Annotated in this window: 27 protein-coding genes; 11 read left to right on the top strand and 16 right to left on the bottom strand. The window is 64.7% G+C overall.

Annotated features, from left to right (window positions below; genetic code table 11):
- The first annotated feature begins 91 nt into the window (after positions 1-91).
- The gene (locus tag IBX22_RS02000; RefSeq protein WP_194813665.1) at positions 92-583 is read left to right on the top strand and encodes a hypothetical protein; all 492 of its coding nucleotides are present in this window, start codon (positions 92-94) and stop codon (positions 581-583) included.
- On the opposite strand, the gene IBX22_RS01995 is transcribed toward IBX22_RS02000, so the two are convergent.
- The 3 genes from IBX22_RS01995 to IBX22_RS01985 are packed head-to-tail and all read right to left on the bottom strand — an operon-like array spanning position 580 to position 2,383.
- Positions 580-1,089 carry a hypothetical protein gene (locus tag IBX22_RS01995; RefSeq protein ID WP_194813664.1) on the bottom strand — a complete coding sequence of 170 codons (510 nt, stop codon included), beginning with the start codon at positions 1,087-1,089 and terminating at the stop codon, positions 580-582. The two genes, IBX22_RS02000 and IBX22_RS01995, sit on opposite strands and share 4 nt — an antisense overlap.
- Positions 1,086-1,952, bottom strand: a complete 867-nt coding sequence (locus tag IBX22_RS01990; protein ID WP_194813663.1) for a VOC family protein — start codon at positions 1,950-1,952, stop codon at positions 1,086-1,088. The genes IBX22_RS01995 and IBX22_RS01990 overlap by 4 nt, the downstream gene beginning before the upstream one ends.
- Before the next feature lie 11 nt (positions 1,953-1,963).
- Positions 1,964-2,383, bottom strand: a complete 420-nt coding sequence (locus IBX22_RS01985) for a VOC family protein (RefSeq protein WP_194813662.1) — start codon at positions 2,381-2,383, stop codon at positions 1,964-1,966.
- A 158-nt stretch (positions 2,384-2,541) separates the two neighbouring features.
- Between IBX22_RS01985 and IBX22_RS01980 the strand changes: the two genes are divergently transcribed.
- Positions 2,542-3,120 (top strand): TetR/AcrR family transcriptional regulator, encoded by a 579-nt coding sequence (locus IBX22_RS01980; RefSeq protein ID WP_194813661.1) that lies wholly within the window; start codon positions 2,542-2,544, stop codon positions 3,118-3,120.
- 66 nt (positions 3,121-3,186) lie between these two features.
- Here the strand turns inward: IBX22_RS01980 and IBX22_RS01975 are convergent, their stop codons facing one another.
- A complete protein-coding gene (locus IBX22_RS01975; protein ID WP_194813660.1) occupies positions 3,187-3,678 on the bottom strand; it encodes a hypothetical protein in 492 nt (163 codons plus the stop codon).
- Between the two features lie 181 nt (positions 3,679-3,859).
- Here IBX22_RS01975 and IBX22_RS01970 point away from each other — a divergent pair, with 181 nt between their 5' ends.
- Together IBX22_RS01970 and IBX22_RS01965 are read left to right on the top strand one after the other, a co-directional pair.
- Complete coding sequence (locus IBX22_RS01970) at positions 3,860-4,588, top strand: nucleotidyltransferase domain-containing protein (protein WP_194813659.1); 729 nt, start codon at positions 3,860-3,862, stop codon at positions 4,586-4,588.
- A gap of 54 nt (positions 4,589-4,642) precedes the next feature.
- A complete protein-coding gene (locus tag IBX22_RS01965) occupies positions 4,643-4,906 on the top strand; it encodes a hypothetical protein (protein WP_194813658.1) in 264 nt (87 codons plus the stop codon).
- A 30-nt stretch (positions 4,907-4,936) separates the two neighbouring features.
- On the opposite strand, the gene IBX22_RS37875 is transcribed toward IBX22_RS01965, so the two are convergent.
- Both IBX22_RS37875 and IBX22_RS01960 read right to left on the bottom strand, forming a co-directional pair.
- Entirely contained in the window at positions 4,937-5,062 is a 126-nt protein-coding gene (locus tag IBX22_RS37875; RefSeq protein WP_255526408.1) for a hypothetical protein, read from the bottom strand.
- 70 nt (positions 5,063-5,132) lie between these two features.
- Positions 5,133-5,762 carry a hypothetical protein gene (locus tag IBX22_RS01960; RefSeq protein ID WP_194813657.1) on the bottom strand — a complete coding sequence of 210 codons (630 nt, stop codon included), beginning with the start codon at positions 5,760-5,762 and terminating at the stop codon, positions 5,133-5,135.
- Between the two features lie 479 nt (positions 5,763-6,241).
- On the opposite strand from IBX22_RS01960, the gene IBX22_RS01955 reads away from it, so the two are divergent.
- Both IBX22_RS01955 and IBX22_RS01950 read left to right on the top strand, forming a co-directional pair.
- Positions 6,242-6,703, top strand: a complete 462-nt coding sequence (locus IBX22_RS01955) for a hypothetical protein (RefSeq protein WP_194813656.1) — start codon at positions 6,242-6,244, stop codon at positions 6,701-6,703.
- A gap of 131 nt (positions 6,704-6,834) precedes the next feature.
- Complete coding sequence (locus IBX22_RS01950; RefSeq protein WP_194813655.1) at positions 6,835-7,089, top strand: hypothetical protein; 255 nt, start codon at positions 6,835-6,837, stop codon at positions 7,087-7,089.
- 61 nt (positions 7,090-7,150) lie between these two features.
- On the opposite strand, the gene IBX22_RS01945 is transcribed toward IBX22_RS01950, so the two are convergent.
- Complete coding sequence (locus IBX22_RS01945; protein WP_194813654.1) at positions 7,151-7,510, bottom strand: MmcQ/YjbR family DNA-binding protein; 360 nt, start codon at positions 7,508-7,510, stop codon at positions 7,151-7,153.
- 218 nt (positions 7,511-7,728) lie between these two features.
- The gene (gene aat / locus IBX22_RS01940) at positions 7,729-8,460 is read right to left on the bottom strand and encodes a leucyl/phenylalanyl-tRNA--protein transferase (RefSeq protein ID WP_309234381.1); all 732 of its coding nucleotides are present in this window, start codon (positions 8,458-8,460) and stop codon (positions 7,729-7,731) included.
- Positions 8,461-8,719: 259 nt separating this feature from the next.
- Between aat and IBX22_RS01935 the strand changes: the two genes are divergently transcribed.
- Positions 8,720-9,295 (top strand): dihydrofolate reductase family protein, encoded by a 576-nt coding sequence (locus IBX22_RS01935; protein WP_194813653.1) that lies wholly within the window; start codon positions 8,720-8,722, stop codon positions 9,293-9,295.
- A 156-nt stretch (positions 9,296-9,451) separates the two neighbouring features.
- Positions 9,452-10,477 (top strand): hypothetical protein, encoded by a 1,026-nt coding sequence (locus IBX22_RS01930; RefSeq protein ID WP_194813652.1) that lies wholly within the window; start codon positions 9,452-9,454, stop codon positions 10,475-10,477.
- A 123-nt stretch (positions 10,478-10,600) separates the two neighbouring features.
- On the opposite strand, the gene IBX22_RS37870 is transcribed toward IBX22_RS01930, so the two are convergent.
- The 4 genes from IBX22_RS37870 to IBX22_RS01915 all read right to left on the bottom strand — a co-directional run bounded on the left by IBX22_RS37870 (position 10,601) and on the right by IBX22_RS01915 (position 13,055).
- The gene (locus IBX22_RS37870) at positions 10,601-10,735 is read right to left on the bottom strand and encodes a hypothetical protein (protein WP_255526407.1); all 135 of its coding nucleotides are present in this window, start codon (positions 10,733-10,735) and stop codon (positions 10,601-10,603) included.
- Positions 10,736-10,843: 108 nt separating this feature from the next.
- Positions 10,844-11,614: an SDR family oxidoreductase gene (locus IBX22_RS01925; protein WP_194813651.1), complete on the bottom strand. Its 771-nt coding sequence runs from the start codon at positions 11,612-11,614 to the stop codon at positions 10,844-10,846.
- A 158-nt stretch (positions 11,615-11,772) separates the two neighbouring features.
- Complete coding sequence (locus IBX22_RS01920) at positions 11,773-12,624, bottom strand: alpha/beta fold hydrolase (RefSeq protein WP_194813650.1); 852 nt, start codon at positions 12,622-12,624, stop codon at positions 11,773-11,775.
- A 194-nt stretch (positions 12,625-12,818) separates the two neighbouring features.
- Positions 12,819-13,055 (bottom strand): cupin domain-containing protein, encoded by a 237-nt coding sequence (locus IBX22_RS01915; protein WP_228538132.1) that lies wholly within the window; start codon positions 13,053-13,055, stop codon positions 12,819-12,821.
- Positions 13,056-13,181: 126 nt separating this feature from the next.
- Between IBX22_RS01915 and IBX22_RS01910 the strand changes: the two genes are divergently transcribed.
- Positions 13,182-13,421 carry a hypothetical protein gene (locus tag IBX22_RS01910; RefSeq protein WP_194813649.1) on the top strand — a complete coding sequence of 80 codons (240 nt, stop codon included), beginning with the start codon at positions 13,182-13,184 and terminating at the stop codon, positions 13,419-13,421.
- A 5-nt stretch (positions 13,422-13,426) separates the two neighbouring features.
- Here the strand turns inward: IBX22_RS01910 and IBX22_RS01905 are convergent, their stop codons facing one another.
- Positions 13,427-14,443, bottom strand: coding sequence for a hypothetical protein (locus IBX22_RS01905; protein WP_194813648.1), 1,017 nt, complete (start codon positions 14,441-14,443; stop codon positions 13,427-13,429).
- A gap of 163 nt (positions 14,444-14,606) precedes the next feature.
- On the opposite strand from IBX22_RS01905, the gene IBX22_RS01900 reads away from it, so the two are divergent.
- Positions 14,607-15,959, top strand: a complete 1,353-nt coding sequence (locus IBX22_RS01900) for a 2OG-Fe(II) oxygenase (protein ID WP_194813647.1) — start codon at positions 14,607-14,609, stop codon at positions 15,957-15,959.
- A gap of 49 nt (positions 15,960-16,008) precedes the next feature.
- Here IBX22_RS01900 and IBX22_RS01895 read toward each other — a convergent pair whose 3' ends face one another.
- On the bottom strand, positions 16,009-16,407 hold the full coding sequence (locus IBX22_RS01895) for a DUF4870 domain-containing protein (RefSeq protein WP_194813646.1): 399 nt from the start codon (positions 16,405-16,407) through the stop codon (positions 16,009-16,011).
- Between the two features lie 140 nt (positions 16,408-16,547).
- Here IBX22_RS01895 and IBX22_RS01890 point away from each other — a divergent pair, with 140 nt between their 5' ends.
- Positions 16,548-16,898 (top strand): hypothetical protein, encoded by a 351-nt coding sequence (locus tag IBX22_RS01890; protein WP_194813645.1) that lies wholly within the window; start codon positions 16,548-16,550, stop codon positions 16,896-16,898.
- A 72-nt stretch (positions 16,899-16,970) separates the two neighbouring features.
- Here IBX22_RS01890 and IBX22_RS01885 read toward each other — a convergent pair whose 3' ends face one another.
- Together IBX22_RS01885 and IBX22_RS01880 are read right to left on the bottom strand one after the other, a co-directional pair.
- Positions 16,971-18,179 (bottom strand): Dyp-type peroxidase, encoded by a 1,209-nt coding sequence (locus tag IBX22_RS01885; protein ID WP_194813644.1) that lies wholly within the window; start codon positions 18,177-18,179, stop codon positions 16,971-16,973.
- The gene (locus tag IBX22_RS01880) at positions 18,172-18,714 is read right to left on the bottom strand and encodes a copper chaperone PCu(A)C (protein ID WP_194813643.1); all 543 of its coding nucleotides are present in this window, start codon (positions 18,712-18,714) and stop codon (positions 18,172-18,174) included. Before IBX22_RS01880 ends, IBX22_RS01885 begins: the two co-directional genes overlap by 8 nt.
- Positions 18,715-18,742: the final 28 nt, after the last annotated feature.

Below are 18,742 nucleotides of genomic sequence, written 5' to 3'. Positions count from 1 at the left end.
CGATTGGCCGTATTCGGTGGGGCGAGGTGTGAATCCACGGCCACGCCAGTACTTCTGGTGGCGGCATGGACTACACCGAGAGGGACGGCCGATGGGTTTCGAGGAATTGCGACTGCCGATGTCCGGGGTGATGCTGCGGTGGCGGGCGGCGGATGGGCATTTCCGGATAGACCATCCGGATCACCACGAGACGGACGATGCGGACGAGTCGTCGTGGCGGGTGTGGTCGGGTCGCGGCGATATGGCGGTGGGTGTTTCCGGTGAGATCGATGGTGAACCCGACAGCCGCTGGTGGCTGGTGTGGGGCGAGCACGTCGGAGCCGAGGTGGCGGTCAGGTTGAGCGACGGTCAGCGTCTCGACGTCGGCCGGTTCGGCAAGCTGTGGTTCGCCGAATGGCGTGGACCGGAGCAGACCGCGCGGGTGACCGCCGCCGGTCGGCTCAGCGAGGTGCGCTTCGCACCGCCCGCCTACGTCCCGGCCCCGGATACGGAGAACGGTGCGGTACCAGGTGATTGGGTGCATGTAGAGGCGCCGGCCGCTTTTCGTGCGGTCGAGACGAAGGCCGACGCGCTGCTGCGCTAAGCGGTCCGCTGCTGAATAGCGTGGTGGATGTCGAGGGTGAGCGCCAGCGTGTCGAGCACGCTCGACGGCGAGATCTCGTTCTCGGTTTCCCCGCGCAGACAGGTCAGGACGTGGTCGATCATCGCGGCATAGTTCTGGGGACCCTCGGCTTTCAGGGTGCGGGTTCCAGAGCTGGTGTATTCGATGACCGCCGAATCCAAATCTTGGCCGTCGCCGAAGCGATGTTCGAGGACGCGGGTGAGGACGTCGAGATCGCCATGCATGACATCGAGATCGCCATGCATGACATCGAGGGCGATGGAATCCAGGCCGAGGTCGTAGCCGGGCCAGAGCAGCGGGGTACGCAGCTCGAGTTCCAGCTCCAGGAGTCGGCCGTAGGTGCCGGAATGTGCTGCCTCGAACAGGATTCGGTGGGCGGGGCTGAACCGGTCGAACATGTCGACGAAGACCTGCCGGTCACTGGCCGCGGCCGCGTCGGCCACGCGCCGGGCATCGGCCATGGTCAAGGCCAGCGCCGGTTCCGAGCAACGCGATCTTCATGACGGCTCTCCTTCGGGTCAGGACTGCGCAGGCGCGGTGAACAGCCGAAACGGTTGCCGTTGGGGTCGATGATCCGCGAATACACCAAACCGTCCGGATTGCTGTCGGGACCGAATTCGATGACCGCGCCGAGATCTTCGGCCGCCTTGGACCGCGCGGTGACGTCATCGGTGCGGAAGCTCGGCATCAGGTAGTCCGTCCCCTCGGCACCGTGGTCGTACATGCCGCCCGAGGGCCACTGATTGCCGGTGAAGACGTTGTAATAGGGCTTGCCACCGGCGGTCTCGTCCAGTTCGAACCGCCAGCCGAATGCCTTGTTGTAGAACTCGCGGGTGGCATCGGCATCGGTGGTTCCGATTTCGAACCACGCGAATGATCCGGGCGCGGGTGTGTAGGAGGACTGCTCGAAGTGCTCCTCGGTCGCGGCCGCGCGATCCTTCAGGCTCGCATTGCTGGTGCGGGAGAACAGCGAGAACGGATTGCCCTGCGGGTCGGCCAGGACCGCGAACCAGGTGACATCGGCAACCTGGGTGGCCGGTACCAGCACCGTGGCCCCGGCCTCGCGCAACCGGTCGGCATCGGCGGAGACATCTTCGGAGAACGCCGACACATTGATTTGTTCACCGCTGGAATCGCTTTCGCTGATCGCACCCATCGGCCACTGCGCCCCCGGCGCCATGATGCGGATGTAGCGGCGGCCGTCGACCGAGGAATCCGGGTCGACTTCGAAATTCCAGCCGAGCAGTTGGCTGTAGAACTTTTCGGCGGCAGTGGAGTCGCGGGTGCCGATTTCGAACCAGACAACCTGTCCGGGTGCCATGAAACTCATGATCGCTCTCCTCAGGATTCGGTGGTGTACTGGCCGACCAGGTCGCTGTTCGCGCGCGAGGCCGCGTCGTTGATCCCGATGATGTAGCCGTCCGGATCGGCGATATAGAACTCGCGGGTACCGGTGTGATCGGTAGACGGGCCTCGGATGATCTCGGTGACCGCCGCGCATTTGCCCACCATGGCTTCGAAGTCCTGAACTTCGAGATAGAACATGCCGGTGAACCCGACCGGCTTGCCCTTCAATGGCGGCAGCCAGTCCTCCAGTTGCGCGTGGCGGTAGAGCATCCCGCAGAACTGGCCGTCGAACAGCACCATGTGGATGTCGTCGCCCTCGGTCGCGGTCTGGCTGTCCACGGTGAATCCGAGTTGCTCGTAGAACTTCTTGCTCGCGGCGGTGTCTTTCACGCCGAGGCAGGGTACGAATGGCATCTTCTTCTCCTTCTCGTGGATGACTCGCTCGAACCTATAAGTACATTTGTACCTTAGGATGGCATGCGATCACCAGGAAAAGTGTCACAGCTCGCACCTGGTACAAATGTGCCCTGAAGGGTGTATGACCAGCTCGAACAGCAGCGATGGAGGCAAGAATGGCCGAGGAGGCCGAGGCCGGCGCCAGGAGCGTGCGTCGGCGCAGGTTCGATCCGAACCGTCGCGAGCGCATCGCTCGCGCGGCGATCCGGGTCATCGGTGAACGTGGTGTGGAGGGCTTGACGCACCGCGCGGTGGCGGAAGCCGCCGACGTCCCCATCGCCGGGACGACCTACCACTACAAAGACAAGGAAGACCTCCTCGCCGCCGCCCTCGAGATCTGCGTAGCCGACTACGCCGCCATCATGGCCGCCATCCCGGCCTCGCACCCCGAGTTCACGATCGGCCAACTCGTCGACCAGACCGCGACCGCGCTGATCGGCTGCTTCGGCCCCGATCGCACAATTACCACCGTGCAGCTGGAGCTATACATAGCGGCCATCCGCCGCCCCGGGTTGCGCCCGATCGCGGACCGCTTCACCGCAGCCACCCGCACCATGTACTCCCACTACACCGACCCCGATACCGCCGCCCTGCTCACCGACGTCGCACAAGGAATCACGTTGCGCGGCATGGCGACAACAAACCCACCCAGTGAAGAACAAATCCGCAGCCAGCTACTCCGCTGCCTGCCATGAACGCCCGCGACCGGGTCCCCGCGCCCGGCCCACTGCGCGTCGTCATGCCTACGCGCAGCGCCTTGCTCAGCTGAGAGTGAAGGTCGCACGGCCTGAAAAGTGCTCCAGTTCCTGAGGCTGCGGGTAGTACTGGGAGTAGGTCACGATCCGAGCCTCTACCTTGCCGGCTCCCGGGCCCATGCCGAACCCGGTGATCACCCCGTCCGGCGCGCCGCTGACAACGGTCCCGTCGACCGGGTGCACCTGTCCGCTGGTCCGTCCGGTATCGAGATTCCGCCAGCTCACTCCGAGGTGATAGGCCTTGCACCCTTGCCCGAACTGAGTGATTTTCACTCGAACACCGAACTCGCCTGAGCGTGGCTGGGGCACGGTCTCGGCGCTGATGAGGGCAGCACAGTTGCCCGGGACTCGCGTGAGGGTCGGCGTGAACTGGACGACGGGGTCGGTGGGGCCGGCGGCGGCGGGTGCGGCGAATCCGACCAGCGCGGCCGCGACCGTCGTGGCGATCGCGGCAGCGCGAACCGAGAACTGTTGTACGGGAATATGTTTCAGATTCATGCCTGTTTGTCGGGTCGCGCTCGAAGGCTGTTACCGAGCACAAGGACTCGATCCCGTAACACCTCCAGCTCACTCATCGGCATAAGCGCGCCCGGCCAGGTGTTCGGGAATCGCTCCGCCCGTTGGCATTCCACGCGCCCACTCCGGCCGGTTCGAACGCGTGGGTCCGTAGACTGCGTTCATGGTGACCTCGGTGCCTGTCGTGACAGAGTTCGGCAGGCGGCTGGCGGAGCTCGGGTGGATCAGCGATTTGTTCGTCGCGGGATCGCTGGCGACGGGGGATTACGTTCCCGGGGTCAGCGATATCGACTTGGTCGCGCTGGCCGACGGCCCGGTCGACACCCACCGGCAGGCCGACCTCACGGCGGTGCATCGTTGTCTCGACGAGGACGCTGGTGCTGGTCTCGACCTCGGGTGCGTCTACGTCGAGGCCGGGAAGGTCTCCGATATCCGGATGACGCATCCGACGTGGACGCACGGATTGCTGGTTGACCGCATTCTTTCGGGAATCACCAGGGCTGAACTAGTGGGTCATGGGTATGCCGTTTTCGGCCGTTCGCCGCGCGCTGTGCTGCCCCCGATGGGTGACGATGATATCCGCGAAGCGGCCCGTGCCGAGCTGACCGGATACTGGGCGTGGGCCGCCCGGCGCCCATGGATGTGGCTGGATCCGGTCATCGCCGATCTCGGCCTTACGTCGATGGCTCGTGGCCGCTATGCGCTGGGCAACGGTGCACTTCTGACCAAGAGCCAGGCGGTCGAACAGGCTGACGCTCCGGGCTGGCTGGTCGATCAACTGCGCGCGAGACGCCGGGGTGAAGACCTCCCCTCACCCCGGCTGCGAACCGCTCTGATCGCCTGGCGCGATGCTCGCCGAACCGTCGCCCGCGCGCACACCGGTTGCACCTGAGCCGACCGCACAGCACGAGAGCTGCACTGGCAGCGCCCATCTGGAATTGGGGGCATGACCGCAGCGCCGGGCCTTGCTACCCTCACAGCTCATCGCATCAACGTGGAGGATCTTATGTCCCGTCCCATGCTGAATGTCATTGCCGGCGGTGCGCTTGCTGCCGCGCTCGCCCTGCAGCCCGGCCTGGCCGCGGCCGCGCCGAACGAACTCCCGGCGGCGCCATCGACCACCGCCTCGACCGAGATCACCAGGCCGTTCGACCCCCACTGCCCGCTCTGCTTCGTCCGTGAATTCATCGAAAGTGGTTCCGCGCGCTGATAAATCCACCGTGACGCGGATTCCGGAGAACTAGTCGCGAAACAGCAGGAGAATCAACGCGACGACGGCAAACATGCTCATCCAAAAGGCCGGGTTGCACACCACCGCGGTCAGCGCCCCGCCCGCCCACGGATCAGCTTGGATCAGGTCGGTCATCGGTGTTCTCCATCCATCGTTTTATCTTCATTTGGTGAATCTCCGTTGCCATAACTTCTCCATCGTGCAGTCAGGCCGGGAGAAGTTCGAAACAGGAGACGGCGTCAGCGCGCTTGGTTTCGTTGGGAACGAAGAGGTTCACGTACATACCGAAGAGACCGCGCCGCTGGTAGCGGACCCGGCGCGCCACGGCCAGCACATGATTCATGGCCTGTAGGCCCAGCATGTCCGCGATCCAGCGGTCGGCACGGTAGACGATGCGCCGGCCCCACGCGACCGCCGCGGCGACAAGCGTGCTGAGCCAGACTGTTTCGGCGAACCAGAACATGTCGGACGGTAGCTGTACGCCGATGAACAGCCCGGTGTAGAACGAGTAGTCGCCGACTGTCGCGTGAATGTTCACCGGCACGTAGGTGAGAGCCGTGAACACCAGTGCGGCAGCGACGAACTTGAGCAGTGTCGTTCTGCACAAGTCGGCCTGGGCTAGCCCGTGAGCGAGGAGGGCGTCCTGCTCGGCGGGTGAGTTGTCGTGAAATGCCGGAGCGACGACGAGCGTAGGTCGGAGGAACACCGTGTAGGCCAGCACACCCTCGGGGAACCATCGTCTAGGTAGCAGGCGGGTGGACTTCATTTTCGGTGCCCGGATCCCGAGGTCATTCGCCAGTTCGGCGGCTCGGGCATTCAGGTGATCTTGATTCACCCCCAAATAATGGACTACTCGGTCTGATTCGGGTTTGGCGGGCGGTACCTGCTGTGCACCGGGCTTCTTGCGCTCTTCGTGACACAGGTGGTTTCAGGCTAGGCTGTGGCGCGCAGTGTTCAGTCGCGGCCGCCGCCCGTCAGCAACTGGACCAAGTTCTTGCGGCCCTTCGCAAATGAGCAGCCTCCCTACCTGATCGGCGTGCAGTCGAGCTGAAGCGCGGCCGTCGCCCTATCGCACCGGCGTTGATCGCGTTGGCCGGTGAGCTGGCCATAGCCAGAACCGCAGTGCCACAATTGTATTGACGTCTTGCTACTCGAGATCCCTTCTGGTAGAAGGTAGTTCGCGGTTCCTGGCATGTTGCCGCGCTTCCGCTGCCGTCGCTAGGCTGGTGTCGATTGCCGACGCTGCAGACAGTTATTCCTCAGCACGGCAACCACGTTCATCCAGTACATCTCGATATTTGATGGGACGGTTCGATGAAATCAGGTACCCGCTCGGCCCTATTCCGGATCGCCGCTATCGCCGGCCTCGCAGTAACCGCCGCGGGCGCACCCGCCGCCTTCGCCGCCCCGAATGATCCGGCGGCCCCGGTATGCACGATGAGTTACCCCGTTCCGGTAGAACCGTTCCAGACTCCGGCGTCCAGTGAAGTCTTCGCGATCTCCGCCAACGGCTCCATCGATCTGAAGCTGCACACCAATGCGGGGACCGATTTCGCCTACGACCAGAAGTTCTCCGTCACGTGGGCGAATCTCGACACCGGCAGGAGCGGGGTAGGAGACACCTCCGCCCAGGTGAAAGGCCCCGACAACACGTTGACCATCTCCGGCCTGGAGACCAAGCCCGGCCGAATCCTGCTGAACCTGAACGTCTTCAACCACGGCGAGGGCCAGAACTACACCAACGGCGAGTGCAGCGCGGAATACCAAGCGAGCTGAGAACGGACAAGCACCCGGCCGATCGACGGCCGGGTGCTGCTCGGTCAGTCGTACTGACCTGAGCCCTCCCGACTCACACCAAGGAATTCCGGGCTTGGACACCCCGGCTCGGCCGTGCATAGTCACCGACCATGCGAACGAAAACCAATTCCCCACGCTTCCGCAAATCCATCACCACCGTGGCGGTCGGCTTGGCGCTGGCCATCGGCAGTGCCCCGGTCGCCGCAGCCGTGCCGAACCACTCGCTGCCCTCGAATTCCGCCGCAGCCGTCAGCGATTCCGGATCCTCATCCGGCTCCGGCTATCTGCTGGAGGCGACGCTCAACGCTCTTTGCCTGCTGACCGGTTCCAAGCCGATGTGCTGGGGCAGCGTCCCGACGGTGTAGCTCAGAAGCTCGCAGACCTCTTGCAGGCCGCCCTGTCGCGCCGCTGGCCCGACGCCGGGTTTCAGACCGGCCCGTGCGGATGGGCGAGATCGTAGGCGCGGGAGAGTTTCTGGGGGACGACCATGCGCCAGGCATCGACGACGAGTTCCCGGGCCTCGGTCGGGTCCAGTGCCGCAAGGTCGGAGTGGATCCAGTTGAAGCGCATGTCCGATACAGATGGCAGCTGAAACTTGTGCGGCGCGCTCGCGACGAGCGCGGTCCGCTCCTCCTTGGGGAACGCGAAACCCATCACCGTCTCGTCGAGGGAAAATGCCACGTAGACGATCTGCTTGACGCGAAACTTCAACCTGCCGCGTACATAGACCGGATACGAGCGCTCCAGCTCGGTACCCAGTGCGCGGACGTCCTCTATCGCGGCCATGGTGGAAATCCTTCGCTGTCGAACGATCGCTCCTCGGGTACCGGCCATGGTCCCTGCGGCGCAGGCGAATTCGCCACCTAGGCCAGTCTGTCACGCCTGGACTGCGGCAGGTTCAGGTGAGCAGCACCCGGCGCCCGCGGGTGTGTCCGGCCTGGCTGTCGGCGTGCGCTTCCGGCATGTCGCCGCCGACACCGGCGAAGCGGATACCAGCGCAGCGGCTACAGGTGGTTGGGGGAGTGGGGGACCGGGATTTCGAACTGCCAGGGGCCGGGGAGGCCGGGGCGGGTGGCGGCCTCGGTGTGTAGGTGCAGGTAGTCCGCGCGGGGGAGGTCGATGGCGCCGAGGGAGGTGAGGTGGCTGGAGGTGACCTGGCAGTCGATGAGGGCGAAATCCCAGGCGGCCAGTTGGGCGCAGAGCCAATACAGAGCGATCTTGGAGGTGTCACGGGCGCGGGAGAACATGGACTCGCCGGCGAAGGAGCGGCCGGATGCGACGCCGTACAGGCCGCCGACGAGGTCGCCGTCGCGCCATACCTCGACTGAGTGCGCATAACCGAGGTGGTGCAGTCGCAGGTAGGCCGCCATCATGTCGGAGCCGATCCAGGTTCCGGTCTCCTTGTCGCGTGGGCCAGCGCAATTCGACATCACATCGGCGAAGGCGCGATCCATGGTCACCCCGTAGTCGGCGTTGGCGACAGCTCGGCGATAAGACTTGGTCACTCGCAGGTCGGTCGGCACGAGGATGCTCCGCGGGTCCGGGCAGTACCACTGGATCGTTTCGCCGGGGTTGTACCAGGGAAAGATGCCCGCGGAATAGGCGCCCAACAGCCGCTCTGGCGACAGGTCCCCGCCGAAGGCGACCAGTCCGGACGGATCCGCGAGCTCGACAGGCGGGAAAGGCTGGTCTGGATCGGCCAGATACATCCGCATCAGGTCGGTAGCGTCGGTCACCGGACAGAGATTACCGACCTGAGCGAACAGCATCCGGCTGCGACGACGGGACAAACCGTCGACCCGCTGAGCCACCGCCCTGGCGGGCTCGCTCGGCGTGATAGGCGGCACCGGCGACTACGTCGAAGGTGAGCGGCAGGCCGGTGTCAGATCGGTGTCAGGACGGTGTCAGGGAGACCGGCGAAAGTACAAACCGCCCGGGAGGTCTGCACCCGGGCGTTCACCGGCGGTACTCCGCTTTCTGATCTCAGGAGGAATTTTGACACGTGAACTGGTCTACACGGGCTTCATGTCGCTGGACGGTGTAGCCGACTCGCCAGGCGGCAAGGAGGAAGGGCACCGCAGTGGCGGTTGGGTGATGGACACCGAGTTCGTTCCCGAGGCCTACTCGCTCAAGGGCGAAGAACTCGCCGACACAACGGCATTGATGTTCGGTCGCCGCAGCTACGAGGTTTTCGCCCCGTTCTGGCGCGACTCCGCCGACCACACCGCGTACAAGGAACTTCCGAAGTACGTGGTCTCGACCAGCCTCGCCGAGGACGAGCTGATCGAGGGCTGGGGTCCGATCGAGATCCTGCGGTCCACCGAGGACATCGCCGCGCTGAAGCAGGGCGATGGCGGTGCGGTCTTCATCCACGGAAGTGCCGAGCTGGCCCGGCGGCTGGCGGACGCTGATCTGATCGACCGGTACAACCTGCTGGTGTTCCCGGTGTTGCTGGGCGCGGGCAAGAGCCTGTTCAGCCGGGCGGACCGGGACAAACAGCAACTGCGCCTGCGGGATTCGGCGGCCTACTCCAACGGGGTGACCAAGCTCGTATACGACGTGGTGCGCTGAGCACGAGCTGCCGTGCGGTGCGCCCGACGTACCGCACGGCAGCGCGAATCAGGCGCCGCGCACCCACGGAGCAATGTCGCCGGAAATGATCTGGCCGACGTCGTGACCGAAATTCGCTAGCATCGCCCGGCACCCCGGACGCCAGAATGAAACGTTATGCGCTCAACCACCCCGGCCGTCATATTGATGATGGCGGCAGTCCTGCTGACCGGATGTACTCTTCCGGCGCACGGACCCGATCAGACCGAGCGTGACAACTGGTCACGCGTGATCGAAACTGCCATCCACGCTCTTCCCGGGGTAATCGATGCGTCACATTGGTTCGATTACGAGGGCAAGTCCCGCACGTACGCGTCCCGGCTCGATGTGCAGCTCGAGGAGGGCACCACACCCGACGAGGCCGCGTCCGTGGTGCGCGCCATGGGCGCCCAGCAGCTTCCGCCGCGCTACCACGGCGACCAGACCAGCGTCGATCTCGAGCGCATGACGGACTCTTATTCTGCGAGTTGGCGGTTCGGTCGGGACGTGAGCTGGGAAGCGAACTCGGCACACACCTGGGCGAGAATCTCAGCCCCCGGCACACAGGTGCACTGGTCGTCACGCGGCATCGACGTAGACCACATGAGCAACTCCATCGGCGTCGGAGCAGGCTCCGAAGCGGAACCCCACCGTGCCACCGCGGCGATGCGCCGAATCATCCAAGACTTTCCCGAACTGGCGCCCAACGATTGGACGGTGGCCACCGTTCCTGTGGAGAGCGGGTTCAAGAATCGCTCGAGACTGGAACCCGGGTGGCTCAACGCGGACCGCCGACCCTTCGTCCCATTCAGCCGACCCCGCTTCCCGTCCAATAGCGAACTCGACCTCTGGGAGTGGTTCCTGACCGATCAACCCACCCCAGGCTTCGTCGAGATATCCGTATACGACCCGCCCGGCAAAGCAGGCCGCACCCTGGACGTCGCGATCTACCCTCCCGTCGAAAAGCAACTCACCGCTGCGCAGGCAACACAACTCGCCGACAAACATCTTCCCTACCTGGCGCAGCCCGGTGCCGTGGTCGACTACACGATCGAAACACGCAACGGTCCCGAGTTCGCGGTCTTCATCGGCGGTTGCCAGCCGTCCTGGCGCGATGTTTCACCGGAGTCGCAGCCCTACGCGCGTCAGTATGAACGCTGCTAGGCGGGTGGTGAAGGCGGTCGGCTGAACACACTCTTCGGCAGCGGCGGATGTTCGTTGGGTTCGGACGTAGGGTGAGGTCCCGTGGAGTCAGACAGCAAGCTAGAGGACTTACGGTCAGTGCTCTCATGCGTTTTCGAGAAGCTCGGTGCCGAGAGTCTCACCGAGCCCGATCGGGTCGAGTTGGTGGCGCGCGCCGAGGTGGTTCAGGACCAGATCGACGCGATCCAGGATGTCATCGATGACGAGGAGCCCGGACACATGTAGACGATGCCCGTGCCGGGTGATCGGCTGTTCTGAGGCGGCATTGGACCGCGCGGGTCGTGCCAATACGCCGTAATCGCCTGCGGCACAGCAGGTCTTACCCACTCAGAGGGCGGTACCACCGCTGGCGTCGAGGGTTTGGCCGGTGATCCACCGGGCGTCGTCGCTGACGAGGTAAGAGACGATGTCGGCAATGTCGGCGGGGCGGCCGACGCGACCGAGGGCGACGTTGGACGAGGCTTCGCGCTGGCCGTCTGGGTTGTCGATGAGCCCGGCGTTCATATCCGTCAGTACATAGCCGGGGGCGACGGCGTTGACGGTGATGCCGCGCGGGCCGAGGGCCTGCGCGAGGCCGCGGGTGAAGCAGTCGATGGCGCCTTTGGTCATGGTGTAGGCCAGGATGTCGGGAATCGCGAACCGGGTGACGGCCGAGGACAGATTCACGACGCGGCCACCGTCATCGAGCCGGTCGAGGACGCCTTGCATCAGGAAGAACGGGGCGCGGACATTGGTGGCGAAGAGGGTGTCGAATTCCGCGGGCGTCATGGTGTCGACGCCTTTCATGATGGTCATACCCGCGTTGTTGACCAGGATGTCCAGGCCGGCGGGAGCGCCGAGGGCGGCGAAGCCTGCGTCCACGTCGTCCAGCAGAGTGGCGAAGTCGGTGGAGCCGAGGTCGCCACGAACCGCGAAAGCTCGGCCACCGTCGGCCTCGATTCCGGCGACTACGTCCTTGGCTGCGGCGTCGTTCTGACCGAAATGTACTGCTACCAGTGCACCGTCTCGGGCCAATCGTTCGGCGATGGCACGGCCGATACCCCGGCTCGCGCCGGTTACCAAGGCCGTTTTGGTTGCCGGAGTTTGGGTTTCGCTCATGAAAGCTATTCAACGGACATGATCATCCGATGTCCGGCTGGATTCGGACATGGCGCTCGGGCCCACCCTCGACACTCGCTCACCGGTGCGGGATCAGGCGGTCATCGATCGGCTGTTCCGGTCGATTTCGGCGGCAACGCCAGGCGTTTTCGTCACAGTCAGCGTGTCAGGAAGGCGCGCAAGGCGGTGATCAGCGCAGCCGGATTGTCCTCCTGGACGTTGTGACCCGCGTCCGGTACGACTACGAGTTTCCCGTCCGGAATGCGCTCGACCAGCTGTTCGGCGGCGGCTTGGGGGAGTGCTCTGCTGCGTTCGCCGCGCACCAGTAGCACCGGTATCCGGGTCAGCTGGGCGGGCAGCCGATCGATGGCCGCGAGAATGGCAGGGAAGTCGGGTGGGCTCGGATCGGCCTTAGGTATCCAAGCGCCATCGGGTGCGCGGCGAAACAGCGTGCTCATGCGATAGGTGACAGTCGCGCGGTTGGCATGGGGATTGACCCGCACCGCGGCCTCCACCACCGTTTCGAGTTCCCGCACCGGGCCGAGTCCGGTGATGAATTCCCGCATGCGCCGGGTGCTTTCGAAGTTCACGCCAGGTGCGACATCGACGAGCGCCAGTCGCTCTACGCGGTCGGGCCGCGTCTCGGCGACGTGGGCCGCGACGACGCCGCCGAGCGACATGCCGACCAGCCCGACGCGATCGAAGCCGAGATGGTCGGCCGCGGCGACGACGTCGGCCGCCATGGTGTCGATGCGGTAGTCGCCGGACCAGTCGCTGTCGCCGTGTCCACGCAGATCCAGTGCGACCAGCCGGGCGGCGCCGCGCAGGCCGAGGCAGACGAAATCCCATGTGTGCGCGGTCAATCTGCCGCCGTGCAGCAGCAGTAGCGGGGATCGGGTTCCGCCCCAGTCGAATCCGTGCAGCCGGCAGCCCGCACGGGAGAAGCGGATCTCGCGGGGCGGCGCCGGATCGTGGATCGCGACGCCCAGTGTCGCCGCCAACTCGGTCATCGCCGGAATCGTGGATTGTCCATGCACGACGCAGCCTCCTTTACCTTGAGTATCCAAGGTAAAGCTCATTACATTGACTCGTCAAGGTAATATTGGCGCGTAGCTACCCGCCTCGCGCACCTCGGCCCGACCGCAGTTCTCGGGATGTTCCGAGCCGCAACAACTCTGGTCCGCATTCTGTGGTATTGCACGCTTCAGGTTCTGCGCGAGATGACCATTATGTATTCGCAGGGAGCGTTCGTTCGGTTGGCGAAGCCGTGGTCCGCGTCAGCCTGGAAGAACATGGAGTCGCCTGTATTCAGGGTCTCGATGATGCCGCCGATAGCGACGGTGAGGGTGCCTTCGAGTACCACGAGTTGTTTCTCCGTACCCGGCGGGTATGCGGGCAGCAGCCCCAAAGAGACCTGCGCCGGGAGGTAGTGGACGATCATCTCGCCTCCGCCCGGGACACGCTATGTGTGTCCACACGATGGAGGTTCCATGCGTTTGATCTCGAGTGACCGGCACCATGCCACGTTCGAATTCGGCGATCTGCAGGTGATCTCGTTGCGAGACGGGTGCTCGCCTGGGGCGACACCGTTCACGTCCCCACGCTCCAATTCGATCGGCCGAGCGTGTCCTGGGAGCTCGACGGCAACCAGTCCCAGGCCCGCGTCGCGCGAGCGGCCCTCCTCGAACAACTGACCCAACCACACCACTTCGTAGCCGGCGCACACCTCGACTCACCCGGCATCGCCCGCGTGACCCCCTCCGGCGATGGCTATGCGCTGGAATATCTCGCACCAGCGATCGGCTGATCGCGTTAGTCCCTACGAGATAGCGTGCCCTGAATCTGAGATGTGTTTGTTCCGCCGTAGTCCGCATATTGGTAGGACGCGGAAACCACCCGGCTGCTGCCGGGCTCGCAATTCGGCGCGCGCAGGTGAGTAAACGCGAACTCGGTGCCTGTGCCAGGTTGATACAGCATCACTTCGGTTCCCGGCGGGCCCGACTTCAATGGCAGCTCGGCTTGGAATGAGAGCGCGGTCGGCGGGGTGGTTTCGACGCTGCCTGCGCCGTTACGCAGTTTGACTACGACCCCGAATGCGTTGTCGGGCAGATCTTTCGGCGGATATGACTGTGTTGCGCCGCCCGTGTAGACGGTCGTCTGTCCCTCGTCGGTCCAGTCCGACAAGTTCCTGCCGCAATGGGGGTTGGTGATGAGCCGAGCCAGGACACCGGATGGGGTGTCGCTGCCCGCGATCAGCGGCGGAATGGTGACCATCGCACTGACGAGAATGGCGATTACCAGCACTGCTCCGCCTCGTATCGAGGCGGCGCGCGTGCGACCGGATCGGTTGCCGTACAAGTGCAGGAAGGCTGCCGCGAACGCTGTGGCAAGTGCGAAGCACGCCGCGACGAGGCTCGTGTCGAGGTGTCCGGATAACGCCGGCTTGTAATCGGACAGGTACAGCTCGGTTCCTGCCCACTGAGCGAACAAGCTGGCAACTACCGCACCCACGATGGTGCCGCCGGGCGCGAACCGGTATGGCATCAGCCCGAAAATGCCGGTGATGACCAGCAGTGGGGTGATCACGAGCAGGAACGGCCAATAGACCATGAGGTTGGCCGCGAAACGGCCGCCCGCTTCGAGCTCGAACCGTGGATCCGCGCCCGGCTCCGAGTACAGTCCGAGCCCGATCGCCGCCCACGCCACAGCCAGCGCACCGACGGCAACGACATGCAATATGTACGCGGGACGGTTCAAGCGATTCCACGATTTATCACGAGCGAACACGCGGTCACTGTATCGACCAGTTGTGTCCGATCCGGTGACCAAATGTGGAGAAATCGCGTGGGTCCGGTAGGAGACTCCGAAGTCGCGGAACCCGAACCCATTCAGAGGGTTTCGCGGCCCACCCCCTCCCGGCGCAGGCTCCCGCACGGATTGTCGGTGGGACTCGAGAGGATGCCTGTGAACATTGTTGAACAAGGGAGACGTGATGTCGGACAGCACTTTACGGGCGATCGGTGAGCTTATGGGTTCGGTGTCGTCGGCGGGGTCATTCGCCGCGCAGCGCACAGGGTCGGCGGAGAACCTCGTGGTAGAGGTGGAGGGGGTGGGGCGGCTCGAGTTGCCGGTGCCGCCGGGTCAGGCGCGGCGACTGTGCGAGGTCGCGCGTCCGGCGCGGTATGGGCTGCGCGAGCAGACGCTGCTGGACGCGAATGTGCGTGACACATGGGAGGTTCCGCGGGAGCGGGTGGCGATCGACGAGGGGCGGTGGCACGAGACGCTGCTGCCCCTGCTGGACACCCTGCGGGGCGAGCTGGGGCTGTCCGCGGATTGTGAGTTGTCCGCGGAGCTGCATTCGATGCTGGTGTATGAGCCGGGGCAATTCTTTCAGCGCCACCAGGATTCGGAGAAGACCGAGGGCATGATCGGCACGTTGGTGGTGACGTTGCCTTCGGCGTTCACCGGCGGGGAGCTGGTGATCGAGCAGCAGGGGACGCGGGTCATCGACAAAGGGTCGCCGGAGCGGTTGTCCTTCGTCGCGTTCTACAGCGACTGTGAGCACGAGGTGCTGCCGGTCACCGACGGATACCGAATTACGTTGACCTACAACCTGATGGCGAAGGGACGTACCGGACCCGACGGCACCGATTTCGCCCGGCATTCGTCGGTCGCGCTGTTGGCCGAGCAATTGCGCGCGCATTTCACCACACCGGTCGAATCGGCGGATTCCTACCCTCAGTCGGCACCCCGGCCACCCCGGCAACTCGTCTACCTGATGGATCATCAATATTCTCAGAACGGTTTCGGGTGGGACCGGCTCAAAGGCGGCGATGCGGGCCGCACCGGAATGCTGCTCGCGGCGGCCGAAATCGCGGGATACGACACCGCGCTGGCGCTGGCGGAGGCCGAGGAATGCTATGAGGAAGAGGATTACACCACCTCGATGCTGATCTATCGGCAGCGCTGGGAACGCGTTGCGGACGGATGGAAATGCGTCGAACGTTCCGAGGTGGATTTCGATGACGAGGGGGAGATGATCGACCCGGTCTCCGATGATGTCGCACGACTTCCGGTACGTTCCAGTCTTCCCTTGGAGCCGGGCTCGGATGAGCTCGGCGAGCTGCGCTGGTCCGACCTCACGTTGACGTGGCTGATCGATCGGTCGGGAGCAGCCGGTAAGCCCGAGGCGGCGCGGGTCCTGGACGAGGAGTTGTGCACGGGTGCAACAACATCGGCGCTGGAGCCTTTCGCGTCAGAGTTGGAGGGGTACATGGGCAACGAAGGAAACAACGCCAATTTCTGGTATCGGCGCGCGGCGATCGTCGTCCGGCCGCATCAGTAGACGACAACGGCCCGAGATAGCCTCGGGCCGTTGCTCTTCGGATATGCCGCTACTTGACCGAGTTGGCCAGCTGATCGGCGTAGGGGGCAGTGAATTTGCCGACGATGGGAAGTGGCGCGCGGACACCGCCGGTGTTGTTCGCCTGGACCATGGCCATGATCCAGACGATGAGTGCGAAGACCGCGACTGCGAGTCCGGCGAGGCTGAAGATGATCCCCAGGACTCCGAGGAGCGAGCCGGCGAGGCTCAGAACGATATTGACCACCGAGACCGCTCCGAAGAAGACGATCGATTGGGCGGCATGGAATTTCACGTCGGGGTCGTTCTTTCCTATGAACAGGAAGATGATTCCGGTGAGCCAGCCCAGCGCGTAGGACAGGATCGCGCTGGTCTTCTTGTCCAGGCCGGCGGATTGCGGTTGGTTCGTGGGAGGTTGAGAAGTTGTCATGGGGTAAGTAGATGTCGCGTGAGCCTCCTACCGATCCCAGGTTTCACACGAACCCACAGGTCGCGGACCACTCCGATGGGCTAGGCTGAGCGCCGGTATTTCAGCTGGTAGGACTGTCCTTCTGGAGCAATCGGAGCGTCATGGATTTCGTTTACAACCTGGTGGTTGTCACCCATCTGCTGGGGATGGCCGCGGTGGTCGGTGGATATGCGGCCGGGCAGCCCAAGGTCAACGAAGTGATGGTCTGGGGTGCTCGGGCGCAGATCATCACCGGTGTGATCCTGGTGGGGTTGGCCGAGTCGATCGACTCGCTCGGCAAGGACCCCAACATGATGAAGATCGGGATCAAGCTGGTTATTTCCGTGCTCGTCGCGGCGTTCGCCGAGATGGGGCGAGCGGATGCCAAGCGCGGCAAGGATATTCCGTGGATGACCCATGCTGCGGGCGGACTCGCGATCGTGAATGTGTTGGTCGCAACCCTTTGGTCGTAATCGGCAGGACGAAGCCTCGCTTGCGCTCGGCCTTCGTCCTGCCGATTTGGTTCGGTGCGCTGCTTTGTGGATCTAGCCTTCGAACAGTGATTGCCCGATGTACGCGCCGGGGGACTCGACGCCCGGCGGGATGACGAACACCGACGACCCCACGGGTGTGGTCCACACGTTGAGGGCGTCGAAGTCCGCCAGCCGTTGCTGGACCGGCAGATACTGCGTGTCTACATCCCGTTGGAATGCCGCGAAGAGCAGGCCCGAGTTGGAGACCTGCCCAGGGGCGGGGGCGTCGTCGTAGTTGTAGCCGCGCCGTAGGAACCTTTCACCATCGTGGGTGTGGTGTGCGCGGGCGATGTGGGACGACTGCGGGATGATCGGGATGCCGTGCTGGTCGGTGGCTTCGAAATCCGGTGGATCGAATTCCTTGGTTCCGGTTAGGGGTGCTCCGGTGTCGATTTTGCGGCCGACGCTGAGTTCCCTTCCGTCCGGGTCGATTTCGTCCCAGGTTTCCAGGTTCATGGCGATTCGCCGCAGGACGAGCGAGGTGCCGCCGGTGAGCCAGGGGTGGGTGGCGCCGTCGTCCCAGACCAGGTGATCGAAATCGGTGGCGGCGGTGAGGTTTTCGGTGCCGTCGACCTGGCCCATCAGGTTGCGCGGGGTTTGTCCTGGGGCGGCGTTGCGGAATCCGCGTTGGACCCAGCGCACCGTGGTGAGGGTGGTGACGCTGCGGCACAGTACCCGTACCGCGTGTGCCACCGTGGTTACCTCGTCGGCGCAGACCTGGATCAGCAGATCTCCGTCGTTCCACTGGGGTTCGAGTTTGTCGATGCGGAACGGCGGCAGCGGCCGGAGCCACTCCGGTTTGCGGTGCTCCAAGCCCGCGACGGTGAAGACCGCGGGCCCGAATCCGAAGGTGACGGTGAGTCGGGCGGGACGCTGGGTCAGATGCGGTTCGGTGTCGGCGAGGGCAGGGGTGCCCGCGGTCAGGCGGGCGGCGTCACCGGTCCAGATCTGCAGGATGCCCGCGATGTCCTCGCGGGTGGTGCCCGGACGCAGATCGAATCCGACGAACGCCACGTGATCCTGTGGCGCGGTCGTGATCCCGGCCTGATGTCGGCCGTAGAACGGTTCGGTCGCGGTCGGTGCGGGCCGGTGCTGAGGCGCGGGCTCGGCTCTGGTCAGCGCGACCGCGCCCAGGCCGAGCCCGGCCGCGCCCGCCGCGGCGGCGCCACCGCCGATCAGGCGCCGCCGGGTGAAGCCGGACCGCGAATTCGCCTCAGGCACCGGGGGCAGGGGTCGGCTGGGCGCCGTGCTCGCCGTCGGTGCCGTAGTTCTCCTGGTTGCCGGGGAAGTCCCGGACTTGCGCGGTGAACGTCTTGGACGTGCCGTCACCGAAGACGAGGGTGATCGGGGTGTCCGAACCGGTGCGCAACTCCTGGTGCAGACCCATGAACATGATGTGGTCGGCGCCGGGCTTCAGGGTCAGGGCGGCGTGCGGGGCGATGGTGTAGCCGCCGGGCTTGGGCTGCATCATCTTGGTGCCGTCGGCCTTGGTGATCATTTCGTGCAGTTCGACGCTGCTGGAGACCGGGCTGGAGCCCGCGACGACGGTGACGGTCTGGTCGCTGTCGTTGGTGATCTTGCCGAACGCGGCGGACATGCCGCCAGGGGCGGCCTTGACCCACTGGTCGGTGATCGACACCTGGTCCGCGGCGGACTTGCCGGCCGGGGCGTCGTTCGAGGAGCAGGCGACGAGCAGGAACGGGACCGCGGCCAGGGCGGCGGCGCCGCGGGCGAGGCGGGAGGTGGTCAGGGACATGGATGTACTCCGAATCTATGGGAGCGGG

It is taken from the genome of Nocardia sp. XZ_19_385 (assembly GCF_015355755.1).
Classification (GTDB): Bacteria; Actinomycetota; Actinomycetes; order Mycobacteriales; family Mycobacteriaceae; genus Nocardia.
Note: the sequence above shows the minus strand (reverse complement) of the source record. Positions and strands in the feature narration are given on the sequence as shown.